We start from the raw sequence: 24,156 nt of genomic DNA on the forward strand, positions 1-24,156 counted from the left end.
CGACTGGAAGACTAAGTGATTTAGTCAGTTTGTGAGTTACTCAGCTGCGGAAGTGCCGCCCAGCCTGTCGGACCGGTTGACCGAGTCGATTCTCGGGATCATCCGGGACGGCGGGCTGGCGCCGGGGGATGCGATTCCGTCGGCCCGGGAGTTGGCGAAGCGGTTCGCGATCACCACGCCGACGGTGCGGGAGGCGCTGCGGAAGCTGGAGGCGACCGGGGCGGTGGAGTTCCGGCACGGGTCCGGGACGTACGTCGGTCTGACCATCAACAACGTCGTACTGGCGAATCCGCATCGGCCGCCGATCACCAAGGACTCGGTGCTGCAGCTGATCAGTGCGCGGCTCGTGATCGAGCCGGCCGTCGCCGCGCAGTCCGCGGTCGCGCGGCAGCCGGAGAATCTGGAGCGGCTGGAGGCCGCGGTCACCAACGCGCTGGTCCCGCCCGGCGGTCCGGCGTTCGCGCTCAACTTCCATGTCGAGCTTGCGGCCGCGTCCGGGAACCCTTTATTACAAGAGGTCCTGGCGTCCTTGCTCAAGGTCCGCGTCCGTGAGCAGCAGCAGATCCGTGCGCTGTACGACAACCGCGAGCGCGACCACGAGGAACACCAAGCGATCGTCGAGGCCGTCCGCGCCCAGGACGCCGAGCAGGCCGAGCGCCTCACCCGCGCACACCTCGACAACATCCGCCGCGCCGTCGAGTCCTCGCCGGAGCTGTCATGAACCTTGCCGAGATGACGACCGACGAAGCACAGGCTGCCGTACGCCGGTCCCCGCTGGTGATCGTTCCGGTCGGGGCGCAGGAGCAGCACGGTGGCGGGATGGCGATGTCCACCGATACCGTCCGCGCGGTCGGTGTGGCCGAGCGGGTCGCCGAGCGGCTGGCCGGCCGCGCCGTGATCGCACCGGCCGTGCCGTACGGCGTTTCGCCGCACCACATGGCCTTCGCCGGCACGATGACGTTGTCTCCGGCAACGTTCATGCAGGTTCTCCGGGATGTCGTCGCCAGTCTGCGCGAGCACGGCTGGCGGCGGTTCCTGGTGATCACCGGGCACGGCGGGAACAACGCCGCCCTGTCCGTGCTCGCGCAGGAGTATGTCCGCAGCGACCTCACGTTCGCGTGGACGCCGGTCACGTCCGTGGTCGCGGACCTGATCACAGGAGTCAGCCAGGTGCACGGTCACGCCGGCGAGGCAGAGACCGCGCAGATGCTGTACCTGGCGCCGGACCTGGTCCAGGCCGATCGCCTGGAGCCGGGCGCCACCACGCTCGACGAACTGACCACGACAGCCCGGCTGTCCCGGCAGTCGCAGGGACCGCGGTTGTCCGTCGGGTTCGACGCGTATCACAAGCGTGGCGTGCTGGGTGACCCCCGGCGCGCCACCGCCGAGGACGGTCGTCTCCTGGTGGAGACCGCCGCCGACCGGATAGCCGCCTTCGCCGACGAGTTGCTCTCGGCCTGACCAGTTCGGCCCGATCACAAGGGCCCGACGCAGTACCACCCCGAACACTGGACCTTCGCTCAGGGAGGTCCAGGCGCGTGCCTGCCCGCCTGCAGGCCGCTTGCCCGAGGAGGCACCCCTGATGAACCTCGCACGCCCTGAAACACTTGGCCGGTCCACCCGGCGGATCGGCGCACTGCTGGCGTCGGCGGCTCTGGTGACCGCCGCCACCACGTTGCCAACGGCAACCGCATCGGCGGCGTCCACCACGCCCGGCTGCGGCAAGCAGGCCGCCCCGAGCGGCGACTACACCGTGGAAAGCGGCGGTCTCACCCGTACGTACCGCCTGCATGTGCCGGACAACTACAAGAGCTCCAAGGCGGCCTCGCTGATCGTGGTGTACCACGGTCGCGGCAAGACCGGCGCCCAGACCGAGGCGTTCTCCGACCTGTCGAAGCTCGACGCGATCGTTGCCTACCCCAACGGTGTGATCGGCGACGAGGACAAGCAGGCCTGGCAGGGCGCGCCGTACGCCGCGAAGGGTGTCGACGACGTGAAGTTCACCGCCGACCTCCTCGACGACCTGGAGTCGAAGTACTGCGTCGACAAGCGCGCCGTCTACGCCACCGGCAAGTCCAACGGAGCCGGGTTCACCGGCATCCTCGCCTGCCGGATGGCGGACCGCTTCGCCGCGATCGCCCCGGTCTCCGGCGCGTTCTACATCGAGGGCACCCACTGCGCTCCGAGCCGGCCGATCCCGGTCCTCGACATCCACGGCACCGGCGACACCACGATCCCGTACGGCGGTGACGGCGAGCGGGACCTGCCCAGCGTGCAGACCTGGGTCCGTGACTGGTCGGTCCGCGATCACTGCAACGCCGATCCGAGGACGAGCCAGCTCGGCGACGACGTACTGAAGTTCACGTACAAGGGCTGCAAGGCCGACGTCGTGCACGTCGCGGTCACCGACGGCGGACACAGCTGGCCGGGCTCGGACTCGACGTCCGGACCGGGCTACGTCACCCAGACGTTCGAGGCGCACGAGCTGATCGGCGCATTCTTCAAGGCGCACAAGCTCTCATGAGTACGACGACCGAGACCAGGGAGCTGCCCCGCCTGGTGCGGGCGATGGCGGTCATCGAACGGATCGGCAACGCCCTTCCGCACCCGTTCTGGCTGTTCTGGATCCTGTCCGCGATCCTCGCCGTGGTGAGTGCGATCCTCGCCGCGCTGGACGTGTCGGTGCTCTCGCCCAAGGACGGCAAGGAGGTCGCCGTACAGAACCTGCTGTCCGGCGACGGACTGCAGATGGCGGTGTCGACGGCGATCTCGAACTTCGCCGAGTTCCCGCCGATGGCGACGATCGTGGTCGTGATCATGGGCGTCGCGCTGGCCGAGCGGACCGGGTTCCTGCAGGCCTTGATGCGGGTCAGCGTGTCCCGGGTGCCGACCTCGATGGTGGTGTTCGCGGTCGCGTTCGCCGGCACGATGGCGCACGTCGCGTCCGCGGCGGCGTACATCATCCTGGTCCCGCTCGGCGGGCTCGCGTTCCGCGCGGTCGGGCGGTCGCCGATCCTCGGCATCGTGGTGGCGTACACCGCGATCGCGTCCGGGTACGACGCGAGCCCGATCCCGACCCCGAACGACGCGATCTTCGCGGGCATCACCACCGCGGCCGCGAAGACGATCGACCCGGACGCGCACGTCTCGGTGCTGTCGAACTGGTTCTTCAACATCGCGTCGTCGGTCCTGCTGGCGCTGGTGATCACGCTCGTCACCCGGCTGGTACTGAGCAAGCGGACCGACCTCGACGCCGACCCGGACGCACCCGGCGACGACGCGGATCAGCTCGCGGTATCGGTTGCCGAGCGCAAGGGTCTGCGCCGGGCCGGCATCGTCTTCCTGATCGCGGCGGTGGCGATCGTCGCGGTCCTGCTGCCGCACGACTCGCCGTTGCGGGGCAAGGACGGCAGCATCGTCGACTCGCCGTTCCTGGACGGGATCGCGATGGTCGTCGCCGTACTCTTCGGCCTCGTCGGCATCACGTACGGCGTGACCGTGAAGGCGATCGAGCGGGCGGCCGACGTACCGAAGTTGATGGGCGAGGGGATCAAGCAGATGGCGCCGGTGCTGGTGCTGTTCTTCGCGATCGCGCAGTTCCTCGCGTACTTCGACTGGAGCAACATCGGCGACCTGTTGTCGGCGGAGTCGGCGCGGGTGCTCGGTGACCTCGGCGCGCCGAAGGTGGTGATCTTCCTCGGCATCCTCGCGCTGCTCACGGTGATCAACGTGCTGGTGACGAGCGGCTCGGCGATGTGGTCGCTGACCGCGCCGATCCTGGTCCCGATGATGCTGCTGCTCAACGTCCCGGCCGAGACCACCCAGGCACTGTTCAGGATCGCGGACTCGGGCTCGACGGCGATCACCCCGATGAGCCCGTACTTCGTGATGGCTCTCGGCTTCCTGCAGCGCTACCGCAAGGACGCCGGAGTCGGCACCTTGGCGTCGTACACCGTGCCGCTGGCGGTGTCGATGACCATCGCCTGGACTCTCCTCTTCCTGGCGTGGTGGGCGCTCGGCATCCCCCTCGGACCAGGCGCACCGGTCAGGTGACGTCGACGCCTGCGGTGCGGAGGTCGGTGAGGGCTTGTTCGGTGCTCGACGGCGCGACGCCGGCGGTCAGGTTGATGAGAACCGTCGTACCGAAGCCTTCCTGGTGGGCGTCCAAGGCGGTGGCCCGGACGCAGTAGTCGGTGGCGATGCCGCAGACGTCGACGTCGGTGACGCCCTTGCCGCGGAGCCAGTCGGCGAGGGTGTGGCCGCCCTCGTGGGACTTGCCTTCGAAGCCGGAGTACGCCGCCGCGTACTCGCCCTTGTCGAAGATCGCGTCGAACGGCTGCGGGTCGAGGTTCGGGTGGAAGCTGACCCCGTCCGTGCCGGCCACGCAGTGCCGCGGCCAGGAGTGCACGAAGTCGGGCTCTCTGGAGAAGTGGTCACCCGGGTCGATGTGGTGGTCCCGGGTGGCCACGACGTACGCGTACTGCCGCTCGTCGGGCTCGGCCTCGTGCCAGTGGTGCAGCAGCTCGCCGATCCGGAACGCGACGTCGGCCCCACCGGCGACGGCCAGGCTCCCGCCCTCGCAGAAGTCGTTCTGCACATCCACCACGATCAGTGCCCGGGCCATCACGACGCTCCTTCATCGGGGGTTCCCTCAGCCCACGGTACAAGCGTCGACGCCGTCCCGACGGTATTGCGTGGTTATGCAGGCAGCAGGTTCCCGCCGGTCACCCGCAGGATCTGCCCCTGGATCGCTTTCGTCCGCGGCGAGGTCAGGAACAGGATCGCGTCCGCGAGCTCCGTCGTCTCCGGCAGGTGCCGGGCGCTGAACCCGGCCGCGATCTGCTCGAGTGCGGGCTGCGGGATCACCCGGTGGACGCCGTTCTCCAGCGTGATGCCGGGCATGACGACATTGACGAGTACGCCGTCGGCGCCCAGATCGTGCTGCACGCTCGCGACCAGCCCGTGCAGTCCGGCCTTGGCCGCGCTGTACGGCCACGAACCCGGCAGGCCACGCTCGGCCAGATCGGTCGAGATCAGCACCAGCCGCCCGTGCTCCGACCGGCGCAAGGCGGGCGCGACCTGCTGGACCAGGTGGAAGTTGCCCTCCAGGTTGGCCCGCATGATCGGCACCCACCACTCCGGCGGGCCGTCCTCGACCTTCGTCGGCCGGTCGTGGAACCCGGCGTTGCCCCAGTCGACAGCGTTCCCCACCACGGCATCGAGCCCACCCCACTGCGCAACGGTCGACGCCACGGCTGCCGCGATGCTCTCCGGCGCAGAGAGGTCCATCGGTACGACGTACGCCGTACCGCCCGCCGTCTCGATCTCCTCGGCGACCGCCTCGGCGGCGTCCTTCCGCGAGTTGTAGGTGATCGCGACCCGCGCGCCCTCGGCGCCGTACGCGATCGCCGTCGCCCGCCCGATCCCCGACGACCCGCCCGTCACCAGCACCGCCGCGTCCTTGAAACCCAGGTCCATGACCCGTCCTTCCGGTATTTGTTAGTCGGCTAATAAGAAAACTTAGCCGACTAACAAATCGGGCGCAAGTGCCTCGTTTCCGGACGGCCGGCGCTCAGGCGTGGACGGCGGGAGGCGCGGCGAGCGCGAAGAGGCGGTCGAAGACCGGGACCCGGTCGAACTGCAACGCGTACGCCCGGGCGCGGTGCTCGGCGGACGCCCGCTGCTCGTAGGTCCAGTCGCACACGACCTCGTCGAGCACGGTCCGCAGCGTGGCGGGGTCATGCTGCGGCACCAGCAGAGCCGTATCACCGACCGCCTCGGGTACGCCGCCGGTTGCGCAGGTGATGACCGGCCCGCCGCCGGCGAGGGCCTTCTCGACCAGGGCGATCCCGAACGTCTCGACGAACTCCGGCTGCTCGCGGGTCGGCAGCACGAACGCCGCGCTGCCGGCCATCAGCGCCGGCTTCTCCGCGTCGTCCACATCGGTCAGCACCCGCACCCGCTCGCCGAGGCCCGCTGCCGCCAGCCGCGCCACGACCTCGGCTTCCTGCGGCCCGCGCCCGGCCAGGACCAGTTGCACCCGCTCGGCCGACCGTGATCCGGCGTAGGCGTCGATCAGGTCGTCGACCCCCTTCGCCGAGGCGATCCGGGACAGGAACAGCACGTACCTGTCCCGCGAAAGGCCGCGCCGGGCAAGGGTTTCGGCGATCCTGTGATCGGTGAGCGACAGGTAGGGCCAGGAGTCGACCGCCGGGTAGGAGATGGCGATCCGTTCCCGGCACTGCTGCGCGAACGTCGTACCGTGCATGCCGTCGAGGGTCGCCGCCGACGCCACGATCAGGTCCCTGGTGTACTCCGACACCGCCACGCAGTGGTCGGCCGCCAGGTAGACCGACAGGATGTGCGCAGCCGCCCCGAACCGGCCGGTGTTCACGCACTCGCGCACCACGTTGGTGATGTCGGAGCCCACCGCCTCAGCCACCGTGATGACCTGTGCGGGCCCGATCCGGCGCGCGACCTGGACGGCCTCCTGCACGGCGATCGCGTGCGGGCTCAGGTACAGCGACATCGCCACCGTCGGCACCCCGTCGCTGAACAGCTCGACCAGCCGCCCGATGAGCCCGGACAGGTAACGCCCGTCCAGAACCCGGTAGTCGCCGACGGGATCGGGCCGCTCCACGGTGATGCCAGGGCTGTACGGCAGCACGCGGTCGAGTGGTTTCAGCGGGAGCCCGGCCGCCTCCAGCGCATCGAGCGGCCAGCTCACGATCCGTACGTCGTCGAACCCGCGGGTGAGCGCCACTTCCGCGAGGCACCGGGCCTCACCGGAGTGCCCGCAGATCACCGGATCGGCGCGGACAACAAGGACCAGACGGCGCGTGGGTGTGGATGAGATGTTCATGCCTCACCTCCAGTGGCGGGTAGTGGGTCGGATGTGGATGGTGGCCTGATCCGGGTGCCCCAGCCGGAGGGCTGAGGGCCGAGCTCGATGTGCAGGTTGCGGATGTGCCGCAGTTCCCGCCCGGAGATCCAGGGGCGTTCGAGTGTCTTGCCGTTCACCGCGATGGATCGGACGTAGGAGACCGGTCCGCCGGCCTCGACCGGCTCGAATCCTGTGGTGGTGATCGACAGCTCGCCGTCCGGCAGCCGGGTCACGGACTCCGCCACGGCCGGCGCGCTCACCAGGAACAGGTTCTGCCCAGCCACCGGGAACAGTCCGAGCGTCGCCCACACGTACCACGCGGACAGCCCGCCGGAGTCGTCGTTCCCTGGCAGCCCGCCCCGGCCGGTGCCGAACTGGTTGGCGATCGCGGCATGCACCACCTCTGCGGTTCGGTCCGGCCGTCCCGCGTAGTGGTAGGACCACGGCGCCTCGTAGTCCGGTTCGTTGTTCAATCCCTCGAACCGGTACAGGCCGTACCCGGCGTCCATCTCGGCCACGCTCGGCGCCACACCGGGCTGGGCGACCGGCGCAGCGTCGTACCCGAAGAATCGGTCGAGGAGCCCGACGAACGCCTCGTCGCCACCGGCGAGCGCGATCCGGGCGCGCATGTCGTGCAGCAGCCGGAAGGAGTAGTTCCAGCGGCCGCCCTCGTAGAACGTCGAGTCGCGCAGCAGGCCGGTGCCCGGGTCGTACGCCGCCTGCCAGCCGTGGGCGAGGTCGCGCATCTGCTGGGCGAGCGGCCGGTCGCGCACCTTCTGGGCGATCGCCGCGGTGCAGTGGTAGGCGTACGCCAGGTCGAGGGTGTGGCTGATCGGGTGCGCCACACCGTGCACCAGGTAGTCCTCGCCGTACGTCCGGCGCAGGTCCATCTCGAGGTGCACCATCGCCCAGTCCCAGTCGATACCAGGCAGATCCAGTTGGCACAGGTCGGCGAAGAAGGTATGCGCGAGCGCACTGCCCTGCCGGGAGAACCGGTCGGCGCCCTTGGCCATCCGGTAGCCGATCGGCAGGTTGCCCTCCTGCTCGCAGATCGACAGCAGCGCGCCGGCCAGCTCGACCGAACGCTGCGGGAACAACGTGGTCATCAGCGGCAGCTGGGTGCGGTAGATGTCCCACATGGTGCAGATGTCGAACGCGTACGGGCCCTCGGTCGTCCACGACGGGCTCTCGTCGGGGGCGAAACACGGCTTGACCAGCGAGTGGTAGAGCGCGGTGCCGAAGACCGTTGCCTGGTCGTCGGACTCGGCCTTGATCTCAACCTTGCCGAGGTGGTCGCGCCAGCTGGCGGCCGTCCGGTCGCGCCGCCCGGCGAAGGTGACCTGCGTGCGGCCGACGTCCGCGTGCAGGTTGTCGCGAGCCTTCTCGCACCCGCGCAGGGAGAACCCGAGCCGTACTTCGACGGTCTGCTCGGCGCGCGAGGGGCCCATGAACATCAGCCCGAACGGCCGCAGTGTGGTCGGCCGGATGTAGTCGAAGTCCAGGCGGGTGCCGCCGGGCATCAGGCGCCGGTCGTACCACAGCAGTTGCCGCCAGCCGGGTGCGTCGACCTCCAGATGGACGGCCAGCGGAACCCCCTCGACGTGGATCTCGCCTTGGGCCACCCCAGGCTCCAGCATCGCCAGGTGCGCCTTCAGCGGCACGGTCCGGCTGTGCGGGATGGCCAGGCCGCCGGTCGAGGCGTCGATGACGATCCGGGCGGCGTCGTTGGCCGGGAAGGTGTACCGATGGACGGCCGACTTGGGGCCGACCGTCACCTCGCACCGGATCCCTGAGCCCAGCGTCGCCGCGTAGTAGCCGGGCTCGGCAACCTCGTCCAGCAGGTCCCAGGTGGTGCCGAGGTCGTCGAGCGGGCCGAGCATCGGCGTGACGCGGAAGTAGTTGTAGTACTTGCGGATCGCGCCGGTGCCGGACTGCTGGAAATGGGTGAAACCGGAGGCGACCGGGCGGTCGTACAACTGGTCGGGCACGCCCTCGGTGTTGAATTCGTACAGCCCGTATCCGGTCGGGTAGGCCCCGGAGTACGGGCAGGCCGACACCATCCCGAAGGGGTGCATGGCGCCCGGGTGGGTGTTGCCGACCTGCGGTTTGGGCCACCACCACGTCCCCGCCAGGCCTTTCGGCGTGGGCAGGTCGGTGGCGCCGGTCCCGATGAACGGGTCAACGTGCTCGTACATGGGGGCTCACCGCCTCGCGCGGCTGACGTGGACTCTCAACGTAAGAAGCGCATGTTTCAGCCGCGTGACCGAAGGAAACGCGCAGGTTACGACCGGTCGGGTCCGCCGCATCTCAGCGTCCCAGGAGCACAATGGCGCTCTCCGGGGAAGGGAGTTGCGGTGAGCTTCACGATGCTGGCCGTGGTCGTTGCGATCGGCCTGGTCGGTCCGGTGCTGGCGTTGCCGCGCGGCTGGCACATCCCGGTCGTGCTCGGCGAGCTGCTGGCCGGTGTCATCCTCGGCAAGACGGGGATCGGGTATTTGGTTGCGTCCGACGACAAGTTCACGTTCCTCGCCGACATCGGGTTCGGGCTGGTGATGTTCGTGGCCGGCACCCACGTTCCGGTGCGCGACGAGAGCCTGCGGAAGGCGATCCGGCCCGGTCTGCTCCGCGCGGTGGTCACCGGCATCCTCGCGACCGGTCTCGCCTTCGCCCTGAACGCAGTCTTCGACACCGGCCACGTCGCGCTGTACGCCGTCCTCATGGCGTCCTCGTCCGCGGCGCTGATCCTGCCGATCGTCGACTCGCTCGGACTCGGCGGGCGGCCGGTGGTCGAGCTGCTGCCGCAGGTCGCGATCGCCGACGCCGCCTGCATCGTGGCCCTGCCGCTGGCGATCGATCCACCGCACGCGGGCCGGGCGGCGCTCGGTGCGCTGGCGGTTATCGGGGCGGGTGCGGTGGTGTTCTTCCTGCTGAACTGGGCGGAGCGATCCGGTGCCCGGCGTCGGGCGCACGACGTCTCGGAGGACCGCCGGTTCGCGGTCGAACTGCGGGTCAGTCTGATCGTGCTGTTCGCGCTCGCCGGTCTGGCGACGGCGACGCATGTCTCGATCATGCTGGCCGGGTTCGTGCTCGGGCTGGCCGTGGCGGCGGTCGGTGAGCCGCGGCGGTTGGCGCGGCAGTTGTTCGCGTTGACCGAGGGGTTCCTCGGGCCGGTGTTCTTCGTCTGGCTCGGGGCGTCGCTCGATCTGCGCGAGCTCGGCACGAAGCCGGACTTCATCGGCCTCGGCGTGGCGCTCGGAGTCGGTGCGGTCATCTGTCACCTCTCCGGGATGCTGTCCCGGCAGCCGCTGAGCATCGGCGCGCTGGCGTCGGCTCAGCTCGGCGTCCCGGTGGCGGCCGCCACGGTCGGTACGACGCTGCACGTTCTTCAGCCGGGGGAGCCGTCCGCGCTGATCCTCGGCGCGCTGGTGACCATTGCGGTCGGCGTCGTCGCGGGCGGCATCGCCGTACGGCGTGGTCTGGTCGCGGAGAAGGCTGTGTCGAAATGACGGCCGATCCGGTGGCGGCGACCACGGCGTACGAAGACTGGCTGGCGACCCGGATTCCCGTCGTACGGGAGGATCTCGAGCTGAAGCATCGTGAACTGGCGGCGGACCCGCTGCGCTTCTTGCGCGGGACGTACTACCTCTGGCTGGAGCGGGTCGCCGAACTGGTGCCGGCGTTGCTGGACGGTCAGCAGGTGCCGGCCGTCGGCGATCTGCATGTGCAGAACTTCGGGACGTGGCGTGACCATCGCGGCGTACGGCGCTGGGGCGTCAACGACCTCGACGAGCTGGCCTGGGCGCCGCCCGCGCTCGACCTGCTCCGGCTCGCTGTCTCGGCCGTGCTGAGCCCGCAGGTGCCGATCAGCCCGAAGCAGATCTGCCGCCTGCTCCTCGCGGCGTGGTCCACGGCCAAGCCGGGCCGGGCCGTCGATCTGTCCGACCCGGACGCCGGGCATCTGCGGGCGCTGGTGCCGAAGCGGGCCGACACCGACCGGTACTACGGCAAGCTCCGGGAGGGCGCGCCGGCGGATCCGTCGATCCTGCCGCCCGCGGTGCTGAAGGCCGTGACCGTTGCCGACCCGACCTGGCACCACCGCCAGGCCGGCACCGGATCCCTCGGCCATCCGCGGCTGGTTGCCGTCGGCAAAGACATTGCCCGGGAGGTGAAGGTCGTCGGTCCACCCACCGCCTTGTACGTCCAGGTCGGAGTACAGCCCGACGACCTCCTCTACGGCCGGGTGCTGACCGCTGTCCGCGGCCCCGACCCGATGCGCCGCATCGACGGCTGGCAACTGCGCGCCCTGGCCCCGGACGTCGAACGCATCACCATCGAGTCCCTCCGCCCCCGAGCCGTCGAAGTCGTGCTGACCTCGATGGCCCGAGCCGCCGCCAACGTCCATGGCGTGATCCCGCACCACCTCCACGACGCCCGCCAGTACGTCGGAACCCTCCCACCCAGCTGGCTGCACGACGCCACCCGCCAACTCACCGCCGACACCAAGTCCCGCTACGACGAGTATGTCGCGCACCCGCTCAACCAGTGACGGGGTGTCGGCCGCCCATCGGACCAGTGATGGAGCGTGGGCCGCCCTTGGGCCAGCCCATCGACCCCGGGTCGCGGGCCTCGCGGCGGATGCGTTTCTCGATCACGAACTTGCAGGCGGTTTCCTTGATCACCGCGCCCAGGCGACCGGCGATGTAGAGGTTCACCGCGGTGTCGTCCTTGCGGGCGAGCTGCCGGATGCCCGCGTGCCGACCGAGGCTGACGCAGGCTCCCGTGAAGGCGAGGTCGAGCGCCGCCGGTTCGGTCCCGGCGATCCGGCTCAGCACCGTGTTGGCCGCCTGCGCCCCGAGCGGCCCAGCGGCGTACGTGCTCATCCGTAGCGGCTGCCCCGACGGCGCCGCGGCATCGCCGGTCGCGATGATGCGCTCGTCGTCGACGCTGGTCAGCGTCTCGTCCGTGAGCAGCCGGCCGAGTGTGTCGGTACGCAGGCCGCTCGCAGTCGCCAACTCCGGTACGCCGAACCCGGCCGACCAGATCGTCAGCGCGCTCGGACGTACGACCCCGTCGGACAGCACGACCGCATCTGCCCGTACCTCGGTCACTCGGTCCGCCTCGAGTACGGCGACACCGTGCCGAGCCAGCCACTTCGCGATGTAGCGACGCCCCTGAGCGCTCAGCGTCGAGGCGAGCGTGCCGCCGCACACCAGCGTGACCTTGCGTCCTTGCTCGGCCAGTTCGGCAGCGGTCTCGATACCGGTGAACCCACCGCCGACCACGGTGATCGGAGCATCACGGGCCAGCTCGTCCAACCGCGCGCGCAACCGCTCCGCGGACTCGAACTCCGCGATGTCGAACGCGAACTCGGCCGCGCCGGCCACCGAGGCCGGGATCGCCGCCGTGCTGCCGACCGCATAGATGACGTAGTCGTAGTCCAGCCCGCCGCCCGATGCCAGTCGCACCGTGCGTTCCGCTGTGTCGATGGACGTCGCGCTGTCCACGACCAGCCGGATCCCGTCGCCGAGCAGCGTGCCGTAGTCGATGGTGGCCTCGCCGGTCCGGGCGACGAACTGGTGCAGCCGGATCCGTTCGACGAACTGCGGCCGGGGATTGAGCAAGGTGATGCCGACGTCGGCGCGCATCCGCAGATGGTTGGCCGCGAGCGTTCCGGAGTAGCCGCCGCCGATGACGACGACCTGGTGTTGTTCGGACATGGTGGACTTCCTTTCGTTGTCTCACCAGACCGACAAGGCAGTCCGCCGGAACGTGAGGCGTGACAATTCAGCCCGCTGTCTTGTCGTAGGTTCATGAACGAACGGCGCCAGCTGATCAATCTCGCCTACCGGCTGCTCGGCTCCCTGGCCGATGCCGAGGATGTCGTCCAGGAGGCCTACGCCCGCTGGTACGCGATGTCCCGGCCCGAGCAGGAGGCGATCGCGTCCCCGGGTGCGTGGCTGACGACAGTCACGAGCCGTCTGTGCCTCAACCTGCTCTCGTCGGCGCGGGTCCGGCGCGAGACCTACGTGGGTGCCTGGATCCCCGAGCCGCTGCCCGAGCCCACGAGCCTCGATCCGGCCGATCGGGTCACCCTCGACGAGTCGGTGAACATGGCCTTCCTCGTCGTCCTCGAGTCGATGACCCCGGCCGAGCGGGTCGCCTTCGTCCTGCACGACGTCTTCCGGTACCCGTTCGCCGAGGTCGCCGGCATCGTCGGCCGGTCGCCGGCGGCCTGCCGGCAGCTGGCCTCCTCGGCCCGCCGCCGCCTTCGCGCCGCGCAGGCGCCGGTGACGCCGGCTGCCCGGCAGGCCCGCATCATCAGGGAGTTCAAGCGGGCCTGGGAAGCCAAGGACATCGAGGCCCTGGTCGGCCTTCTCGATCCCGACGCCACCGTGGTCGCGGACAGCGGCGGCCTGGTCAGCGCCGTGCTCGGCCCGATCGAGGGCGCCGAGCGGATCGCCCTGTCGATGCTCAGGTTCGCCGGCAAGCTCAGCGAGCTGACGATCCTGGAGCGGACGGTCAACGGTCAGCCCGGACTGGTCGCGCAGCGCGACGGCGTGATCGTGACGGTGTACGCGTTCGAGGTCGCCGGCGACCGGATCAAGCACATCTGGGGTGTCCGCAACCCCGGCAAGCTCCGGCCCTGGTTTCGCGACGAGGTGAGCTGACAGTTATCGTTTGACGGCGCATAGTCACCGAGTCATGGGTCGGCATCTTCCGCCGGAGCGGGCCCAAGGGGGTTCGCTCATGAAGAAGGCTGTTCTGGCCGTTGTCACCGGCGCGGCTGTGGTTGCCGCGGCGCTGGTCCCGTCGGGGCCCGCGGTGCAAGCCGCTCAACCAGTGGCACGCAGTGTGCCGCGTGGGTTCGGCTCGGCCCTGTCGTCGGTGCAGCAGACCTCGTGGCAGACGAACGCGAGCGTGAACGCGGTCGCCGTGGCGGGCAATCTGGTGTTCGCGGGTGGTCTGTTCACCCGGGTCCGGCCGCCGGGCAAGGCTCGCGGTGTCGGGGACGCGGCGCGGAAGTACTTCGTGGTGCTGAACCGGACCACCGGCGTACCGACGCGGTTCGCGCCGCGGGTGAACGGGCCGGTGTGGAGCGTGGCCACGTCGCCGGACGGCCGCTGGGTCGTGATCGGTGGGGACTTCACGGTCGTCGACGGCGTGCCGCGGTCGCGGGTGGCGATGTTCGACGTGGCCACCGGCAAGCTGGTCGCCGGCTGGGACCCGGTGGTCAACTACCGCGTCGCGGCGCTGAAGATCACCGACAAGACGGTCTACCTGGGCGGCTCGTTCGGCACCGTCGACAAGATGGCCCGCAGCCGGGTCGCCGCGGTCAGGCTCGACACCGGCACGCTGCTGCCGTGGAGCCCGGACGCGAACGACGACGTCCACGCGCTCGAGGTGTCCACCGACGGCAACCGGGTGTTCGTCGGCGGCGGCTTCACCCGGATCGGCGGCCGGAACGATCACGCGCTCGCGATGGTGAACGCCACCACCGGCGCCCTGCTCTCGATGCCGGCGGTCGCGGCGATCCCGCCGAAGACCGAGGGCTGCGACAGCCGCGTGAAGGACCTCGAAGTCCAAGGAAACAAGGTGTTCGCATCCAATGCCGGTACCGGCAGCGTCTCGTGCTACGACGGGGTGCTCGCCGCGGACGCGACGACCGGCAAGCTGATCTGGCAGAGCCACTGCCGGGGTGCGACCGAGGCGATCAAGGCGATCGGCAACTGGCTGTACAAGGGCTCGCACGCGCACGACTGCAGCGCGGACGGCGAGTTCCCGGACAAGACCGGGATGCACCACCTGCTCGTCTACAGCACGATCACCGGCAAGCTCGGCCCGTGGTTCCCGAACACCGATGCCGGTGGCACCACTTTGGTCGGGCCGCTGGCGTTCGCGTCCGGCGGCAACGACCTGTGGTCCGGAGGCGATTTCACCGAGGTGAACGGCGTACCGCAGGAAGGTCTGACCCGGTTCACCAGCACCCCGGGTGGGGCCGCACCGGCCCGGCCGGCCGCGCCGAAGGTCGCCAGTGCGCGGGCCAACAAGGTGACGATCGCCTTCCCGACCGTGCTGGACCGGGACAACCTCACGCTCACCTACCTCCTGTACCGCGGCAGCACGCGGATCGGCAGCTGGTCGCGGACGTCGAACTCCTGGACGAAGCCGACCGTCACGACCGTCACCGACTCCCGACTGAGCAGCGGTCAGACGCTGCCCTACCACCTCGAGGTCAGTGACGGCCGCAACGTTCAGAAGAGCGCCACCGCCAAGGTCAAGGTCCGCTGACTCAACACCGCTCTGATCGGGGTCAAGGCGGGCGTGGCCAACCACGTCCTCGCAGTACGCCCGGAGGAGGTGTCCGACGCATTGTCGGTGATCGAGTCGACGAGCCGCGACGCCCTGGTCGAGCTGCGGCACATGCTCGGCCTGCTCACGCGGCGCCTGATCGCGGAGTTCGCCCGCCTGGCCGGGCCGGGTTAAGCGCCGTCGACTGCTCTCGACGGAGTGACCGATCGCGAGCGGGAGGTGCTGTCGCTGATCGCCCGCGGCCTGTCGAACCAGGAGATCTGCGACCACCTGCACGTCGGCCACGGCACGGTGAAGACCCACATCGGGCACCTGCTCGCCAAGCTCCACGCCCGCGACCGGGCGCAGTTGGTGATCGCGGCGTACGAATCAAGTCTGGTGCGGCCACGCCGGCGATGATTTAGGCTGACCGCCGAGCCGAAACCTTCGAGGAGTTGAGGATGCCCGGTCAACCGGGCACGCGCTGACCGCAACCCCGTCATCGCGTGCCGCCTGCAGAGTCATCGCGGAGTGGCACCTTTCCCTACCCGGGCCTGCCCGGGCCAGACTCCTGGGACTTCTCCGTGTCACTGTGGACGCATCGTGATTTCGTCCGGCTCTGGATCGGCCAGAGCGCATCTCAACTGGCAAGCTTCGCTGCCGGGGTGACCCTGCCGCTGGTCGCGGTCACCTCACTCGGCGCCGGCGCCGCACAACTCGGCGTACTGCGCGCCGTACAACAACTCCCGATCCTGTTGTTCTCGCTGGTGGTCGGCGTCCTGGTCGACCGTTGGCGGTTCCGGACCGTTCTGGTGGCCGCGGACCTCGGCCGGGCGCTGGTGTTCGCGTCGGTCCCGCTCGGAGTGGGACTCGGGTTGCCGTTCCTGTACGTCGTCGGGTTCGTGGCCGGGGTGTTCACGGTCTGCTTCGATATCGCCTACCAGTCCGCGCTACCGCGCCTGGTCGAGCGGGATCAGCTTGCCCAAGGCAACAGTATGCTCGAGACGACGCGGTCGGCCGCGCAGATCTCCGGTCCGGCGCTCGGCGGCGGGCTGGTGTCCCTGCTGACCGCCCCGATCGCCGTACTGGCCAGCGCGGTGCTTTTCGCCTGCTCGAGTCTGTCCGTCGCCCAGCTCCGCAGCCGCACAACCATCGGCATTCCGCGGACGGGTGTCCTGCGGCAGATCGGCGAGGGCCTGCGGATCGTGGTTCGCGACAAGTCGTTGCGGGCGATCGCGGCGGCGACCTGTGTGTACCAGTTCGGGTTCACCGCACTGACGACGGTCTACCTGTTGTTCCTCAGCCGCACGTTGAGCCTGCCGGGTGCGGTCGTCGGACTGGTACTGGCGTCCTTCGGTCCGGGCGTGCTGATCGGCTCGCTGCTGTCGGCGTGGCTGCCCAGGCGCTTCGGCTACGGCCCGGTCGTGGTCTTCGCCGCGCTGATCTCGGATCTCGTGATGCTCGTCACGTCGTCCCTGCACGGCTCCGGACCGGCAACAATCGCCGCGCTGATCGTGATCAACGTGCTGTACGGCGCCCTCAGTCAGTCCGTCGACGTAGCGGTGACCGCAGTCCGCCAACTCGTTACGCCGTTGGCGGTCCAGGGCCGGGTCGTTGCCACGATCAACTTTCTTGGAATGGGGCTGACGCCGTTCGGCGCACTGCTGGGTGGCGCGCTGGCCGCGACAGCCGGATCCGGACGGCACTGCTCGTCGCGACGGTCTGGCTCTTCCTTTCCCCGCTGTGCCTCACGCGGCTCCGCCGTAGTCTGGCGCGGTGAGCTCACGGGTGAGGTACGCGTGACGGGGCCGGAACACCTGGCCGTTGTCGGCGCTGGACTGGGTGCGGGCATCCTGACGTCGACCGTCGGGGTCGCGTCGTTGCTGAGCTTCCCGGTGCTGATCGCGCTGGGGATCCCGCCGGTGGTGGCCAACGCCTCGAACACTCTCGGTCTGCTCCCGGGCGCGCTGAGTGGTGCGATCGGCTACCGGCGGGAGCTGCGCGAGGTCCCGCGGCACCAGACGGTGGCCGTCGTCGTGATCTGTGCCGTCGGCGCGATCGGCGGCGCCGCGTTGCTGCTGGCGCTGCCGTCGCGGGTGTTCGCGTCGGCCGCGCCCTGGCTGATCCTCTTCACCTGCTTGATCGTCGGCGTACAGCCGTGGATCTCGCGGTGGCTGCGAGCACGGTCGGACCACCCGCACGGCACCCCGCGATCGATGTCACCGGCAACCACTCTGTTCACCGCACTGACCGGCGTGTACGGCGGCTACTTCGGCGCCGGCGCCGGCGTGATGATGATGGCGGTCCTCGGTCTCGGACTCGACCTGGAGCTCCGGATCGTCAACGGCCTGAAGACGCTCGCGCTACTGGCGGCGAACCTCGTCGCGAGCATCATCTTCGTCTTCATCGCCGACCTGAACCTGACCGCCTCCGGCCTGCTCGCGGCCGGCTCCATCGTCGGCGGCTACGTCGGCGCCCACATCGGGCGCCGGCTCCCGGCCACCTTGTTGCGCGTGCTGATCGTGCTCGCGGGCGTAGTGGCCGCCGTACTCATGCTGCGCTAGACGTGCTGCAGGACGGCGGCGACGGCGATCAGTAGGCAGATGCCGCCGTTCAGGTACGGGTGGCTGAAGAGGATCGCGACGAACTCGCGGATCGTTGCCGTCGGCCAGTAGTAGGCGGCGGTGGGGGAGCCGATCACCTGGCCGTTGACCTTGGCCTTGCGGGCGGTCATCGCGGCGCGGAACGCGTGGAAGTTGTTCGTCACGATCAGGCAGCGGTACATCGGCGTCCGCGCGACCATCAGCTCCCGGCTGAAGGTCAGGTTCTCCAGCGTGCTGGTCGACCGGTCCTCGCGCAGGATCGCGTCGTCCGGGACGCCCCGCTCGACCAGGTACGACGCCATCGCGTGCGACTCGGGGACGTCCTCGTCGGGGCCTTGACCACCGGACGTGATCATCATCGGCGTACGGCCCTTGCGCTGCGCCCGGTCGTACACCTGTTTGCCGCGGTCCAGCCGGCTCGCGAGCAGCGGCGGGACCCGCGAGCCGCGCAGGCCGGCGCCGAGCACGATCACGAAGTCGACCTTCCGGGACGAGCGGACCCGGCTGTACACGAAGGCGTACACCAGGAAGCAGACGAACAGGAACGCGATGTAGGTCAGGACCCCGATCAGCACCGACCGCAGCGCCGCCAACGGCTCCCAGCCGATCTTCTGCACCGCGACGCTGAACACGACGAACCCGATGATGCCCAGTCCGGCCAGCAACGAGAGCAGGTTCTTCGGCCGGCGGCCTTCCCGGCGCAGCATGGTGATGCCGTTGACCACCAGGAACACCGCGAGTACGGCGATCGCCAGCGGGATGATCGCGAGGATGGCCAGCACCAGCCAGCGGGCCGCGGTGTCGTTGAAGGCGTCGACCACGAAGATCACGCCGATCCCCGCGAACATCAGCGTCAGGACCAGGAAGATCCCGTTCTTGAACAGCCGCCGGTCCCGCAGGAAGCTGACCGCGAAGACGGCGAACCAGAACGCGGCGACAGCGAAGGCGTACATCGGGCACATGAAATCACGGCCGCCTGACCAGAAGCTGGAACCGAAGGGTTCCTGAGTGTCCGGCGTGTGCGAGGCTGACCGCATGAGTGGTGTGACTAACTGGGCCGGCAACGTCGAGTTCGCCAGCGAGCTGCAGCGGCCTCGGTCGGTTGCGGAGCTGCAGGAGCTGGTCGCGGCGGCGGAGAAGGTGCGGGTGCTCGGCACCGGGCACTCCTTCAACCGGATCGCCGACAGCACCGGCGAGCTGGTGAGCGTGCAGGAGCTGCCCGCGGTCGTCGAGGTCGGTGAGCGTGGGGTGACCGTTTCGGCCGGACTCCGGTACGGCGAGATCACCGCGGTGCTCCAGGCCCAGGGCCTCGCGCTGCACAACCTCGGGTCGCTGCCGCACATCTCGGTCGCCGGCGCCTGCTCGACCGGTACGCACGGCTCGGGGGATGGGAACGGCCCGCTGGCCGACGCGGTCAACGCGATCACGTTCGTGGACGCTCGCGGCGAGCTCGTCACGCTGACCCGCGAGGATCCGGACTTCGCCGGCTCGATCGTCTCGCTCGGAGCGCTCGGGGTGACGGTGAGCATGACGCTCGACGTACAACCGTCGTACCAGATCAGCCAGGTGGTGTACGACGGGTTGCCGGTGGAGCGTCTCGGGACCGACTTCGCCGAGGTGATGGGCAGCGCGTACAGCGTCAGCGCGTTCACGGACTGGGTCGACCCGGACGTGATGGTCTGGCGGAAGTCGCGTGATCTCGGTGCGCCCGCGCCGGAGTGGCTGGGCGCTCGGCTCGCGGACGGTCCGCGGCACCCGATCAAGGTGATGCCGGCCGACTACGCGACCCAGCAGGGCGGCGTGCCCGGACCGTGGAACGAGCGGCTGCCGCACTTCCGCCTCGAGTTCACCCCGAGCAACGGGGACGAGCTGCAGTCGGAGTACTTCGTGCCGCGCGAGCGGGCGGCTGAGGCGTTCGAGGTACTACGGGCCCTGGGCAACCAATTCGCGCCGGTGATCCAGGTGTCCGAGGTGCGGACGATCGCCGCCGACGAGCTGTGGCTGAGCCCGAGCCAGGGCCGCGACACGGTCGCGCTGCACTTCACCTGGATCCAGGACGAGGCAGCGGTCCGGCCGGTCGTCGCTGCCTTGGAGGAGGCGCTCGCGCCGCTCGACGTACGGCCGCACTGGGGCAAGGTCTTCGCCGCCGACGCAGCCACCCTGGCCGAGCGGTATCCGAAGGTGAAGGACTTCATCGCGCTCGCCGCGAAGTACGACCCGGCCGGCAAGTTCCGCAACGAGTACCTCGACACCTTCCTGCCTACGAGCTGAGCTCCACGAGCGACAGCGGGAGATCCTCGATCCGGTACGACGGCGTCGGCGTCCGCAGCAGTGTGCCGCCGACGTGGCGGGCGCTGTTGCTGAGCACGACCCGGCCCTGATCGTTGACGATGGCAACCTTCCGGTGGGTCGCCCGCAGGTAGGGCAGGATCGCCTTCTCGAAGGTGAAGACCCGGACATCGGCTCCGGCGACGCCGACGAACCGGTCCTCGACCGTGACCGGCACGGTGAAGGTCAGCGTGTAGTCGTCGGTGCAGAGATAGTCGACGTACGGTCCGGTGATGTGCCGGCGGCCGGTCCGCTGCGGCACGTCGTACCAGGGCAGGGATTCGTAGTTGTAGAAGTTCTCGCCGCGCGGATCGGTGTCGACGATCAGGCGTTCGGTCGTGCCGTTGCTGAGCATGAACCACTCGAGCCACCACCGGGAGTCGGCCAGCGCGTCGACCGCTGCGATGAAGCCCGCTCCCTGGATCCGCGCGTCCGGGTCCTCGAGCACGGGCTGGGCGAGCTCGAGCACGCCCCCCAGATCCGCTCGGCGGACCGACGGCTTCCGGGTGAACACGGCTGCCGTCTCCGCGCCGATCCGGTCGGCCAGGCCGAACGCCTCGCCGACCACGGACTCGACCAGCTCGAGAACGGTCTCGAGTCCTGCATCGAGCGCCAACGCGCTGTCTGTCCCGCTCATGTGTCCTCCAATGCCAGTCTGAGGTCGATGAGGCGCTCGGTCGACTCGGCCACCCGCTCCTCGGCGGCAGTCCGGGCCGCGTCACCATCGGTACGATCGATCGCGGCGACCACGTCCCGGCAGCTCCGGACCGTCCGGCGATGGCTCTCGTCGTCGCCGAACGCGAGCCAGAGCAACGTGCCGACCTCGGCCTGAAGGCTCACCTCGGCCCGGTAGAGCCGGGTCGACTGCGCGGTCGCGGCCACCTCGATGTGGAACTGGGCGTCCGCGCGCCGGCGTCCACCCAGGCCTTCGGCGTTCTCCAGTCCGTCGCAGACCGCGGTGAGCCGCTGTACGTCGTCCGGAGTCGCCCGCTCGGCGGCGAGCCGGGCTGCCGTCCCCGCGATCGCGCTGTAGTGGTCGCCGAGGTCACGCAGCTGGGCGAGGCTCAGCTCTGCCAGCCGGTCGCGGACGATCGCGGTCGACATCTCCTCGTGCGCACGGACGAAGCTGCCGCCGCCGCGACCCCGCCGGGTGTCGATCAGGCCGCGCTGCCGCAGCGACGAGAGGGCCTCGCGGATCGTGGTGGTCGAGACGCCGAAGATGCCGGCCAGGTCGGTCTCGCCCGGCAGCTGCTCGGCGTCGGGGATCAGGCCGAGCGCGATCGCGTCGGTCAGCCGGCGCGCCACCAGTTCCGATCGGCTCAGCGTCTCCAGCGGTGCGAACACCGCCGCCGCGCCACTGCCGTAGAACCGCAGCGCCATCTCACCCACCCTCCCCAGCCGCCGAACACACCGCCGAACACAGCGTCGAACACGCCGTCGGACACAAGTCTGCCAACATCGTCGCCGATCCCTTGAACTTTAACATCTGTTTTCATATGTTTACGGCCACCGACCGACTGGGGAGTGTGCGATGCGAACTGTGCGGAACCTGATCAACGGAACACCTCAGGACGCGCTCAGCGGCGCGACCAGCGAGCTCGTCGATCCGGCCACCGGCAAGGTCTTCGGTACGGCGCCGTTGTCCAGCGAGGACGACGTGGATGCGGCGTACCGGGCCGCGACCGCCGCCGCTCCCGGTTGGGCCGGCGCGACTCCGGCCGAACGCCAGCGAGCGCTGCTGCGGTTCGCCGATCTGGTCGAGGCGCGGGCGGACGACCTCGTCGCCGCCGAATCGCAGAACACCGGCAAACCGCTGGAGCTGACCCGCACCGAGGAACTCGCGGTGATGGTCGACCAGATGCGCTTCTTCGCCGGTGCGGCCCGCCTGCTGGAGGGCAAGTCGGCCGGTGAGTACCTGGCCGGGCACACGTCCTGGATCCGTCGCGAACCGATCGGGGTCGTCGGCCAGATCACGCCGTGGAACTACCCGATGATGATGGCGGTCTGGAAGTTCGGCCCGGCGCTTGCCGCCGGCAACACTCTGGTCCTCAAGCCGGCCGAGACCACCCCGGTGACGACCGCGATGCTCGCCGAGATCGCGGCCGAGGTGCTGCCGCCCGGCGTCTTCAACGTCGTCTGCGGCGACCGCGCGACCGGACAGGCCGTCGTCGCGCATCCAGCGCCCGGCCTGGTCAGCATCACCGGTTCGACCCGGGCCGGCTCGGAGGTCGCGAGTACGGCGGCCCTCGATCTGAAGCGCACCCACCTCGAGCTGGGCGGCAAGGCACCGGTCGTGGTCTTCGCGGACGCGGACCTCGCGGCAGCCGCAGAGGCGATCGGAGTCGCCGGCTACTTCAACGCCGGCCAGGACTGTACGGCGGCCTGTCGCGTGCTCGTCGACGCGTCGGTCCACGACGAGTTCGTCCGGACGCTGGTCGACTGGACCCGCTCGAACGCACGGCCCGGACTTGCCGACGACGCCGATGCGCTCTTCGGGCCGTTGAACAGCAGCCTGCAGCTGGATCGCGTTCGCGGCTTCCTCACCCGCATGCCCGAGCACGGCTCGATCGCCATCGGCGGCGAGCGGCCGGGCGGGGCGCTCGCGGACGGCTACTTCCTCGAAGCGACCGTCGTGACCGGCCTGCGCCAGGACGACGAGATGATCCAGGACGAGGTGTTCGGGCCGGTCATCACCGTGCAGTCGTTCGCGTCGGAGGACGAGGCGCTGGAGCTGGCCAACGGCGTCCAGTACGGCCTGGCGGCGAGCGTGTTCACCGCCGACCACTCGCGCGCGCTGCGGATGTCCAAGGCACTCGACTTCGGCTGTGTCTGGATCAACACCCACATCCCGTTGGTGGCCGAGATGCCGCACGGCGGCTTCAAACACTCCGGCCACGGCAAGGACCTGTCGATGTACGGGGTCGAGGACTACACCCGGGTCAAGCACGTGATGTCGGCGATCGGATGAGTTCGGTGGACGCGCAGGTGCGGACCGTGGCGACAGACGCCGCCGCGGTCAGCCTGCGCGGCCTGCGGAAGACATTCGGCGACATCACTGCGGTGGACGGGATCGATCTCGACCTGACCGAGGGCGAGTTCTTCTCGATGCTCGGCCCGTCCGGCTCCGGCAAGACCACGGTGCTGCGGATGATCGCCGGCTTCGAGGTGCCGACGGCCGGCCGGATCCTGCTCGGCGGCGTCGACGTCACGGACCGGGCGCCGTACGCGCGGGACGTGAACACGGTCTTCCAGGACTACGCGCTGTTCCCGCATATGAGTGTGCTGCAGAACGTCGAGTACGGGCTGCGGGTGAAGGGGGTCGACCGGCGCAGTCGCCGTACCAGGGCCGTCGAGGCGCTCGAGACGGTCCGGTTGGAGGGGTACGGCGACCGCCGGCCGAGTCAGCTGTCCGGTGGCCAGCAGCAACGGGTCGCGCTGGCCCGCGCGCTGGTGAACCGGCCGAAGGTGCTGCTGCTGGACGAGCCGCTCGGCGCACTCGACCTGAAGCTGCGGCGCGAGATGCAGATCGAGCTGAAGGCGATGCAGCGCGATGTCGGCATCACGTTCGTGTTGGTCACGCACGACCAGGAGGAAGCACTGACGATGAGCGACCGGATCGCCGTGTTCAACGGCGGCCGGATCGAGCAGCTGGCCGCGCCGGTGGAGCTGTACGAGCACCCGGCGAGCGCGTTCGTCGCCGGGTTCGTCGGCACGTCCAACCTGCTCCAGGGTGACGTCGCGACCGCGATCCTCGGCGGCGAGGGGCTGTACACGGTCCGGCCAGAGAAGATCCGGCTGCAGTTGCGCGACACCGCCGCGCCGGCAGGGGCGTGTACGGCGACCGGAGTGGTCCGCGAGGTGGTGTACCTGGGATCGGCCACCCAGTCGGTGGTCGACCTGGACGCCGGCGGCTCGCTCATCGTCCTGCAGCAGAACGAGCAGGGATCCGTGCAGGACAAGCTCGAACTTCGCGGTACCCAGGTCCGGCTCGTCTGGACCCGCGAACACACCGTCGCGATCGGCGGCCCGCAGTAGATACCCCAGGAGGTTCTG

21 protein-coding genes and 1 pseudogene are annotated in these 24,156 nt (G+C 69.6%); 14 read left to right on the forward strand and 8 right to left on the reverse strand.

The genetic code is table 11. The features are described 5' to 3' along the window. Positions 1 to 31 precede the first annotated feature (31 nt). The 4 genes from OHA18_RS23965 (at position 32) to OHA18_RS23980 (ending at position 4,053) form a co-directional block, all read left to right on the forward strand. A complete protein-coding gene (locus OHA18_RS23965) occupies positions 32 to 721 on the forward strand; it encodes a FadR/GntR family transcriptional regulator (protein ID WP_328997518.1) in 690 nt (229 codons plus the stop codon). Further along, on the forward strand, positions 718 to 1,461 hold the full coding sequence (locus tag OHA18_RS23970; protein WP_328997519.1) for a creatininase family protein: 744 nt from the start codon (positions 718 to 720) through the stop codon (positions 1,459 to 1,461). The genes OHA18_RS23965 and OHA18_RS23970 overlap by 4 nt, the downstream gene beginning before the upstream one ends. Before the next feature lie 121 nt (positions 1,462 to 1,582). Further along, positions 1,583 to 2,524 carry an alpha/beta hydrolase family esterase gene (locus tag OHA18_RS23975; RefSeq protein WP_328997521.1) on the forward strand — a complete coding sequence of 314 codons (942 nt, stop codon included), beginning with the start codon at positions 1,583 to 1,585 and terminating at the stop codon, positions 2,522 to 2,524. Continuing rightward, positions 2,521 to 4,053 carry an AbgT family transporter gene (locus OHA18_RS23980; RefSeq protein ID WP_328997522.1) on the forward strand — a complete coding sequence of 511 codons (1,533 nt, stop codon included), beginning with the start codon at positions 2,521 to 2,523 and terminating at the stop codon, positions 4,051 to 4,053. Before OHA18_RS23975 ends, OHA18_RS23980 begins: the two co-directional genes overlap by 4 nt. Here OHA18_RS23980 and OHA18_RS23985 read toward each other — a convergent pair. The 4 genes from OHA18_RS23985 to OHA18_RS24000 all read right to left on the reverse strand — a co-directional run bounded on the left by OHA18_RS23985 (position 4,046) and on the right by OHA18_RS24000 (position 9,078). Beyond that, positions 4,046 to 4,624 (reverse strand): isochorismatase family protein, encoded by a 579-nt coding sequence (locus OHA18_RS23985; protein ID WP_328997523.1) that lies wholly within the window; start codon positions 4,622 to 4,624, stop codon positions 4,046 to 4,048. The genes OHA18_RS23980 and OHA18_RS23985 overlap by 8 nt on opposite strands. 74 nt (positions 4,625 to 4,698) lie before the next feature. Continuing rightward, positions 4,699 to 5,478: an SDR family NAD(P)-dependent oxidoreductase gene (locus OHA18_RS23990; RefSeq protein ID WP_328997524.1), complete on the reverse strand. Its 780-nt coding sequence runs from the start codon at positions 5,476 to 5,478 to the stop codon at positions 4,699 to 4,701. 94 nt (positions 5,479 to 5,572) lie between these two features. Further along, entirely contained in the window at positions 5,573 to 6,862 is a 1,290-nt protein-coding gene (locus OHA18_RS23995) for a glycosyltransferase (RefSeq protein ID WP_328997525.1), read from the reverse strand. Beyond that, entirely contained in the window at positions 6,859 to 9,078 is a 2,220-nt protein-coding gene (locus OHA18_RS24000; RefSeq protein ID WP_328997526.1) for a glycoside hydrolase domain-containing protein, read from the reverse strand. The genes OHA18_RS23995 and OHA18_RS24000 overlap by 4 nt, the downstream gene beginning before the upstream one ends. A gap of 159 nt (positions 9,079 to 9,237) precedes the next feature. On the opposite strand from OHA18_RS24000, the gene OHA18_RS24005 reads away from it, so the two are divergent. Further along, the gene (locus tag OHA18_RS24005; protein WP_328997527.1) at positions 9,238 to 10,389 is read left to right on the forward strand and encodes a cation:proton antiporter; all 1,152 of its coding nucleotides are present in this window, start codon (positions 9,238 to 9,240) and stop codon (positions 10,387 to 10,389) included. Then, the gene (locus OHA18_RS24010; protein WP_328997528.1) at positions 10,386 to 11,429 is read left to right on the forward strand and encodes a DUF2252 family protein; all 1,044 of its coding nucleotides are present in this window, start codon (positions 10,386 to 10,388) and stop codon (positions 11,427 to 11,429) included. Before OHA18_RS24005 ends, OHA18_RS24010 begins: the two co-directional genes overlap by 4 nt. Here OHA18_RS24010 and OHA18_RS24015 read toward each other — a convergent pair. Continuing rightward, on the reverse strand, positions 11,419 to 12,600 hold the full coding sequence (locus OHA18_RS24015) for an NAD(P)/FAD-dependent oxidoreductase (protein ID WP_328997529.1): 1,182 nt from the start codon (positions 12,598 to 12,600) through the stop codon (positions 11,419 to 11,421). The two genes, OHA18_RS24010 and OHA18_RS24015, sit on opposite strands and share 11 nt — an antisense overlap. 93 nt (positions 12,601 to 12,693) lie before the next feature. Between OHA18_RS24015 and sigJ the strand changes: the two genes are divergently transcribed. The 5 genes and pseudogenes from sigJ to OHA18_RS24040 all read left to right on the forward strand — a co-directional run bounded on the left by sigJ (position 12,694) and on the right by OHA18_RS24040 (position 17,736). Further along, positions 12,694 to 13,551 (forward strand): RNA polymerase sigma factor SigJ, encoded by an 858-nt coding sequence (gene sigJ, locus OHA18_RS24020; protein ID WP_328997530.1) that lies wholly within the window; start codon positions 12,694 to 12,696, stop codon positions 13,549 to 13,551. A gap of 79 nt (positions 13,552 to 13,630) precedes the next feature. Beyond that, on the forward strand, positions 13,631 to 15,172 hold the full coding sequence (locus OHA18_RS24025) for a fibronectin type III domain-containing protein (protein WP_328997531.1): 1,542 nt from the start codon (positions 13,631 to 13,633) through the stop codon (positions 15,170 to 15,172). Positions 15,173 to 15,187: 15 nt separating this feature from the next. Next, the gene (locus tag OHA18_RS24030; protein ID WP_329006155.1) at positions 15,188 to 15,367 is read left to right on the forward strand and encodes a histidine kinase; all 180 of its coding nucleotides are present in this window, start codon (positions 15,188 to 15,190) and stop codon (positions 15,365 to 15,367) included. Between the two features lie 21 nt (positions 15,368 to 15,388). Then, a pseudogene (locus OHA18_RS24035) lies at positions 15,389 to 15,592 on the forward strand (response regulator transcription factor); the annotation flags it as partial. Positions 15,593 to 15,756: 164 nt separating this feature from the next. Beyond that, positions 15,757 to 17,736: a TSUP family transporter gene (locus tag OHA18_RS24040; protein ID WP_328997532.1), complete on the forward strand. Its 1,980-nt coding sequence runs from the start codon at positions 15,757 to 15,759 to the stop codon at positions 17,734 to 17,736. Here the strand turns inward: OHA18_RS24040 and OHA18_RS24045 are convergent. Then, positions 17,733 to 18,728 carry an ElyC/SanA/YdcF family protein gene (locus OHA18_RS24045; RefSeq protein ID WP_328997533.1) on the reverse strand — a complete coding sequence of 332 codons (996 nt, stop codon included), beginning with the start codon at positions 18,726 to 18,728 and terminating at the stop codon, positions 17,733 to 17,735. The two genes, OHA18_RS24040 and OHA18_RS24045, sit on opposite strands and share 4 nt — an antisense overlap. 82 nt (positions 18,729 to 18,810) lie before the next feature. On the opposite strand from OHA18_RS24045, the gene OHA18_RS24050 reads away from it, so the two are divergent. Next, positions 18,811 to 20,046: a D-arabinono-1,4-lactone oxidase gene (locus tag OHA18_RS24050; RefSeq protein ID WP_328997534.1), complete on the forward strand. Its 1,236-nt coding sequence runs from the start codon at positions 18,811 to 18,813 to the stop codon at positions 20,044 to 20,046. On the opposite strand, the gene OHA18_RS24055 is transcribed toward OHA18_RS24050, so the two are convergent. Then, complete coding sequence (locus tag OHA18_RS24055; protein WP_328997535.1) at positions 20,036 to 20,740, reverse strand: cache domain-containing protein; 705 nt, start codon at positions 20,738 to 20,740, stop codon at positions 20,036 to 20,038. The genes OHA18_RS24050 and OHA18_RS24055 overlap by 11 nt on opposite strands. Next, a complete protein-coding gene (locus OHA18_RS24060; protein WP_328997536.1) occupies positions 20,737 to 21,483 on the reverse strand; it encodes a FadR/GntR family transcriptional regulator in 747 nt (248 codons plus the stop codon). The genes OHA18_RS24055 and OHA18_RS24060 overlap by 4 nt, the downstream gene beginning before the upstream one ends. Before the next feature lie 151 nt (positions 21,484 to 21,634). Between OHA18_RS24060 and OHA18_RS24065 the strand changes: the two genes are divergently transcribed. Beyond that, positions 21,635 to 23,071 (forward strand): gamma-aminobutyraldehyde dehydrogenase, encoded by a 1,437-nt coding sequence (locus tag OHA18_RS24065; protein ID WP_328997537.1) that lies wholly within the window; start codon positions 21,635 to 21,637, stop codon positions 23,069 to 23,071. Then, entirely contained in the window at positions 23,068 to 24,138 is a 1,071-nt protein-coding gene (locus OHA18_RS24070) for an ABC transporter ATP-binding protein (protein WP_328997538.1), read from the forward strand. The genes OHA18_RS24065 and OHA18_RS24070 overlap by 4 nt, the downstream gene beginning before the upstream one ends. Positions 24,139 to 24,156: the final 18 nt, after the last annotated feature.

It is taken from the genome of Kribbella sp. NBC_00709, from assembly GCF_036226565.1.
GTDB lineage: Bacteria > Actinomycetota > Actinomycetes > Propionibacteriales > Kribbellaceae > Kribbella.

Coding starts and splice junctions, on each gene's coding strand:
- OHA18_RS24000 (WP_328997526.1), bottom strand. CDS start 9,078: ATGTACGAGCACGTTGACCCGTTCATCGGGACCGGCGCCACCGACCTG.
- OHA18_RS23975 (WP_328997521.1), top strand. CDS start 1,583: ATGAACCTCGCACGCCCTGAAACACTTGGCCGGTCCACCCGGCGGATC.
- OHA18_RS24050 (WP_328997534.1), top strand. CDS start 18,811: ATGAGTGGTGTGACTAACTGGGCCGGCAACGTCGAGTTCGCCAGCGAG.
- OHA18_RS24060 (WP_328997536.1), bottom strand. CDS start 21,483: ATGGCGCTGCGGTTCTACGGCAGTGGCGCGGCGGCGGTGTTCGCACCG.
- OHA18_RS23970 (WP_328997519.1), top strand. CDS start 718: ATGAACCTTGCCGAGATGACGACCGACGAAGCACAGGCTGCCGTACGC.
- OHA18_RS24065 (WP_328997537.1), top strand. CDS start 21,635: ATGCGAACTGTGCGGAACCTGATCAACGGAACACCTCAGGACGCGCTC.
- OHA18_RS23980 (WP_328997522.1), top strand. CDS start 2,521: ATGAGTACGACGACCGAGACCAGGGAGCTGCCCCGCCTGGTGCGGGCG.
- sigJ (WP_328997530.1), top strand. CDS start 12,694: ATGAACGAACGGCGCCAGCTGATCAATCTCGCCTACCGGCTGCTCGGC.
- OHA18_RS24025 (WP_328997531.1), top strand. CDS start 13,631: ATGAAGAAGGCTGTTCTGGCCGTTGTCACCGGCGCGGCTGTGGTTGCC.
- OHA18_RS23995 (WP_328997525.1), bottom strand. CDS start 6,862: ATGAACATCTCATCCACACCCACGCGCCGTCTGGTCCTTGTTGTCCGC.
- OHA18_RS24070 (WP_328997538.1), top strand. CDS start 23,068: ATGAGTTCGGTGGACGCGCAGGTGCGGACCGTGGCGACAGACGCCGCC.
- OHA18_RS24045 (WP_328997533.1), bottom strand. CDS start 18,728: ATGTACGCCTTCGCTGTCGCCGCGTTCTGGTTCGCCGTCTTCGCGGTC.
- OHA18_RS23990 (WP_328997524.1), bottom strand. CDS start 5,478: ATGGACCTGGGTTTCAAGGACGCGGCGGTGCTGGTGACGGGCGGGTCG.
- OHA18_RS24055 (WP_328997535.1), bottom strand. CDS start 20,740: ATGAGCGGGACAGACAGCGCGTTGGCGCTCGATGCAGGACTCGAGACC.
- OHA18_RS23985 (WP_328997523.1), bottom strand. CDS start 4,624: ATGGCCCGGGCACTGATCGTGGTGGATGTGCAGAACGACTTCTGCGAG.
- OHA18_RS24015 (WP_328997529.1), bottom strand. CDS start 12,600: ATGTCCGAACAACACCAGGTCGTCGTCATCGGCGGCGGCTACTCCGGA.
- OHA18_RS24010 (WP_328997528.1), top strand. CDS start 10,386: ATGACGGCCGATCCGGTGGCGGCGACCACGGCGTACGAAGACTGGCTG.